Annotated in this window: 5 protein-coding genes; 1 reads left to right on the plus strand and 4 read right to left on the minus strand. The window is 62.1% G+C overall.

Going from position 1 to position 3,971, the window contains the following annotated elements; genetic code table 11:
• Both EOA86_RS25555 and ybgC read right to left on the minus strand, forming a co-directional pair.
• Positions 1 to 506: MotA/TolQ/ExbB proton channel family protein (locus EOA86_RS25555; RefSeq protein WP_128344218.1), on the minus strand; the 506-nt coding region annotated here is incomplete at its 3' end.
• A 278-nt stretch (positions 507 to 784) separates the two neighbouring features.
• Positions 785 to 1,258 carry a tol-pal system-associated acyl-CoA thioesterase gene (gene ybgC, locus EOA86_RS25560; RefSeq protein WP_128344220.1) on the minus strand — a complete coding sequence of 158 codons (474 nt, stop codon included), beginning with the start codon at positions 1,256 to 1,258 and terminating at the stop codon, positions 785 to 787.
• Positions 1,259 to 1,390: 132 nt separating this feature from the next.
• Here ybgC and EOA86_RS25565 point away from each other — a divergent pair, with 132 nt between their 5' ends.
• Positions 1,391 to 2,641 carry a cellulase family glycosylhydrolase gene (locus EOA86_RS25565; protein ID WP_128344222.1) on the plus strand — a complete coding sequence of 417 codons (1,251 nt, stop codon included), beginning with the start codon at positions 1,391 to 1,393 and terminating at the stop codon, positions 2,639 to 2,641.
• Between the two features lie 6 nt (positions 2,642 to 2,647).
• Here the strand turns inward: EOA86_RS25565 and EOA86_RS25570 are convergent, their stop codons facing one another.
• Positions 2,648 to 3,556, minus strand: a complete 909-nt coding sequence (locus tag EOA86_RS25570; RefSeq protein ID WP_128344224.1) for a metallophosphoesterase — start codon at positions 3,554 to 3,556, stop codon at positions 2,648 to 2,650.
• Positions 3,557 to 3,683: 127 nt separating this feature from the next.
• Positions 3,684 to 3,971: Holliday junction DNA helicase RuvB C-terminal domain-containing protein (locus EOA86_RS25575; RefSeq protein ID WP_281035698.1), on the minus strand; the 288-nt coding region annotated here is incomplete at its 5' end.

Genomic DNA, 3,971 nt, shown 5'->3' on the forward strand with positions numbered 1-3,971 from the left:
GTATTCTTGGATGCGGCGATCGCCTGGAACGAGGTCATGATGCCGATCACTGTGCCGAACAGGCCGATGAAGGGCGCCGCCGAGCCGGTGGTGGCGAGAAAGCCAAGCCGTCCTTCCAGCTTTTCCATCTCGCGGGTCAGCGCCAGGTCCATCGCCTTGTCGATGCGGGTCTGCAGGCCAAGCGGCGATTTCGCGCCCTTCTCGAAGCTCTTCTTCCATTCGCGCATGGCGGCGACGAAGATGGCGCCCATGCCGGTCGTTTTGCGGTCGGCGAGCGTGCGGTAGAGCTCCTCCAGCGACTGCCCGGACCAGAACACCTGTTCGAAGCGATTGAGCGCGAGCCGCATGCGGCCATAGGCGACGAGCTTGTCGACGATGATCGCCCAGGTCCAGATCGAGGCGCAGAGCAGCCCGACCATGACCAGTTTGACCACCCAGCCGGCCTGCATGAACAGCGCCCAAATCGACAAATGCGCGCCCGGTTCGGCGAGTGCGATATTTTCCATGGTTACGTCCTTAAGATTTTCCGGGCACGGCTGGCGGCTGGCCCATGGGCATCCCTTTTGGTCGGTTCGCGCAACGCTTGCGGAATAACCCCAAAATGCACCGTTGACGGCTTTTCGGGGCAAATGTTGGTGAAAGGAAGGCGCTGGATTCCTCCAATCTTCACCACTCTCTTCATGAACCGTTATGGTTAAGGATGGGTTAGGACGTACAGCGCGGCGCATTGCCGCGCCTTGAGCGAGCCGCCAGGCATCGTCCGCGGATCGCCGGCGTAAGTAAACTACCGATTTGTCTTGGGCATGAAGGTTGCGATCCATTCCTTCGGAAAACGTCTTGGCCGGCCGCTCTCGCCGATGATCGCCGCCTCGACCCGCGCCTCGACCAGTACCTCGCCGCCGCGCTTCAGCTGCTGCGCCATGAAGATGCGAGCGCCCGAAATGTCCTCCGTGCGCGTCTCGATGGTCAGGATGTCGTCCATACGGGCAGATCCGCGGAAATCGATCTCCATGCGCCGTACCACCCAGATTGTTTTTTCTCCATGCTTGCCCTCGGCGAGCTCGGTGTGATGGACTCCGGCAAGCCTGAGATAGTCGGAACGACCACGCTCGAAGAATTCGAGATAGCGCGCGTGATAGACCACGCCGGAGAAATCGGTGTCGGCATAATAGACCCGTGCCATCAGCCGGTGGCCGAATTCCGTCAGCGCGCCGGAAAGCCCGCCGCAGAGCGCCGCCGATTCACCATGATCATCCATTGCGCTTTCCTTTTCGGGCCTGACCGGGCACCTAAAGCGCGACGCGCTTAGGTGGTTGTTTCCGTGCGCGTCGTTGTCCCAAAACCGCTACACAGTTTTGGGCGACACGCATTAGCTTGGCGCAAGAACCCGATGGCACTGTTGACGGCGATGATCAAGGCCTTGATGGCGGCGCTGCTTGTTCTGGCTGCGCTGGTGCTGCCGGGCCAGGCGGCGAGCTTTTCGATGAAGCGCGGCCTCAATCTCGACCAATGGACGACCTGGCCGGGCGAGGAAAAATGGAGCGACCGGCAGGCGATAATGCCCTATCCGGAATGGCGCAAGTTCCTCAATGACGATGGCCTCAAGGCGCTGAAGAGCGCTGGCTTCGATTTCCTGCGCATGCCGGTCGATCCGTCGCCATTTCTGTCCGGCGAGACGTTAGCGTTGCGCGACGGGCTCTATGCCAGCGTGCTGGACTCGGTGCGCATGGTCAATCGCGCCGGACTGAAAGTGATCGTCGACATGCATCTGATCCCCAGCGGCAGCAGCCGTAAGATCGGCATGGGCGAGGTGATGGGCGACCCGAAAACCTTCGAAGCCTATGTCGAAATGGTACGCAGGATGGCGCGCACGCTGGCCGATGAGGATCCGCGCCAAGTCGCCTTCGAGCCGATGAACGAGCCGGTCGTCGACTGCGACGCCGACGGCACCAGCTTCTGGCCGGAGCGCCAGCAGAGACTGTTCGCGGCGGCGCGTTCGTCGGCCACGAAGCTCACCCTGATCCTGACCGGCGCCTGCTATTCCAATGCGGCATCGCTGGCAAAGATCGATCCGAAGGCGATCCCGGACGACAATATCATCTGGACCTTTCACACCTACGACCCGTTCCTGCTGACCCATCAGGGCGCGACCTGGGCCGGCGATTTCATCCCCTATGTGACTGGCCTGCCCTATCCGCTCAGCGCCGTCCCGCGCGCCCAGCTGGAGGCAGCGCTCGATACGATCCGCGCAAGGATCAAGGCCGAGGCGCCATGGGCGCGGCAGAACGGCTTGCTTGCCTATCTCGACGAGCAGGTCGCCAGCATGGACACAGATGAGAAGCTGCTCGAGACGATGAATGCACCGTTCACCAGGGTCGAGGCCTGGGCAAAGGCCAACGGCATCAGACCGGAGAACATCACGCTGGGCGAATTCGGCATGATCCGCCAGGAATACGGCAATGCCCAAGTGATGCCGGCTGAATACCGCGCCGCTTATATAAGGGATATGATCGCGCGCGCAGAAGCCCATGGCTTCTCGTGGTCGGTCTGGAGCTATGGCGGCGCCTTCGGCATCGTCGAGGCGTTTGATGGCGACAAGGCCGAGCCGGACGTGATGGACGCGATCAAGTCACTTCATTGAAGCGGTTCAGGCTGAATCCAGTTCGATCGAAAGAATCTCTGGGCGCATCCCAAAACGCACCGGCAGGATGCTGAAACCGAGCCCTCCGGAGACGATCAGGTTACGGTTCTCCTCCACGACATGGCCATAGGCAAAACGGTTGCCGAAGCGGGATGGCACGACTGGAGAATACCCGAGCAACCGCACCTGTCCGCCATGGGTATGACCGGAAAGCGTCAACGATACCCGTGACGGGACCTTCGGGAATATGTCCGGCTCATGCGCCAGCAGGATAACAGGAGCCTTGTCGCGCACCTTTGCCAGCGTGCCATGCAGGTCGTCCAGTCCTTTGAATCTGCTGCGGCCCCAGGCCTTGCCCGGCCGCAGCGCAAGTTGGTCCGCAAGTCCGGCGACCCAGAAGCCATGCCCGTCTTTTTCCAGGCGCACCGCATCGTTTTCCAGGACCGGGATGCCGGCACTTTCGAGCGCCCTGCGCGCCACCGTCGGGCCGAACCCGGCTTTCTGCGCAGAAAGGTCCTCCCACCAGTCGTGATTGCCAAGGATTGACCACACGCCGAGCGGCGCCTTCAGTCCCGACAAGGCCGGCGCCCATTCGGAGGAACCCACCCAGTCCGAAACCAGGCGTGTGCTGGCTGCATAATCGCCAAGCAGGACAATCAGATCCGGCTGCAGGCTGTTCGCCCGATCGGAAAGCGACCTAATCCGCTCCGGCGTCATCCATGGCCGGCAAGCATGGATATCGGCGAGAGCGACGACGCGAAGCCGCAATCCCGCAGGCCAGTTTGGCGGCGTCAATGAATAGCGCTTTACATGCGTCAACAACATCGGCTCAAGGCCAACCGCATAAGCGCTGAGCGACACGGCCGATAAGAACGAGCCGCCGATGAGGCGCAGGAAGCCACGTCTGGTGATCATCGCTCAGCTCCGTCGTTCGTGGGACGGACGGTCCCACAGCGAAGCGTTAGAGCCCGCAAATGCGCCGGCAAGCTGACCAGGATTAGGAGATTTTGCGCAGGAATGAAGCCGCAACGTCGCGCGGACGCTACTCTTCCTGGAACAGGCTGATCTGCTGCTGCGCCAAGTCCTTCGGCGCATCGAGGCCGAGATGCCGCCAGGCATTGGCGGTCAGCACGCGGCCGCGCGGCGTGCGCTGGATGAATCCCTGCTGGATCAGATAGGGCTCGATGATGTCCTCGATGGCGTCGCGCGGCTCGGAAAGCCCTGCCGCGATCGTCTCGATGCCGACCGGCCCGCCGCCAAAATTCCGCGCGACCATCGAGAGGTAGCGGCGGTCGAGCGCGTCGAGGCCGAGCGCATTGACCTCCAGCCG

Source organism: Mesorhizobium sp. M5C.F.Ca.IN.020.32.2.1, from assembly GCF_004023105.1.
GTDB classification, from domain to species: domain Bacteria; phylum Pseudomonadota; class Alphaproteobacteria; order Rhizobiales; family Rhizobiaceae; genus Mesorhizobium; species Mesorhizobium wenxiniae.

Bases quoted from the DNA above. Each gene is read 5' to 3' on its own strand.
- ybgC (WP_128344220.1), bottom strand. From the start codon at position 1,258: ATGGATGATCATGGTGAATCGGCGGCGCTCTGCGGCGGGCTTTCCGGC.
- EOA86_RS25565 (WP_128344222.1), top strand. From the start codon at position 1,391: ATGGCACTGTTGACGGCGATGATCAAGGCCTTGATGGCGGCGCTGCTT.
- EOA86_RS25570 (WP_128344224.1), bottom strand. From the start codon at position 3,556: ATGATCACCAGACGTGGCTTCCTGCGCCTCATCGGCGGCTCGTTCTTA.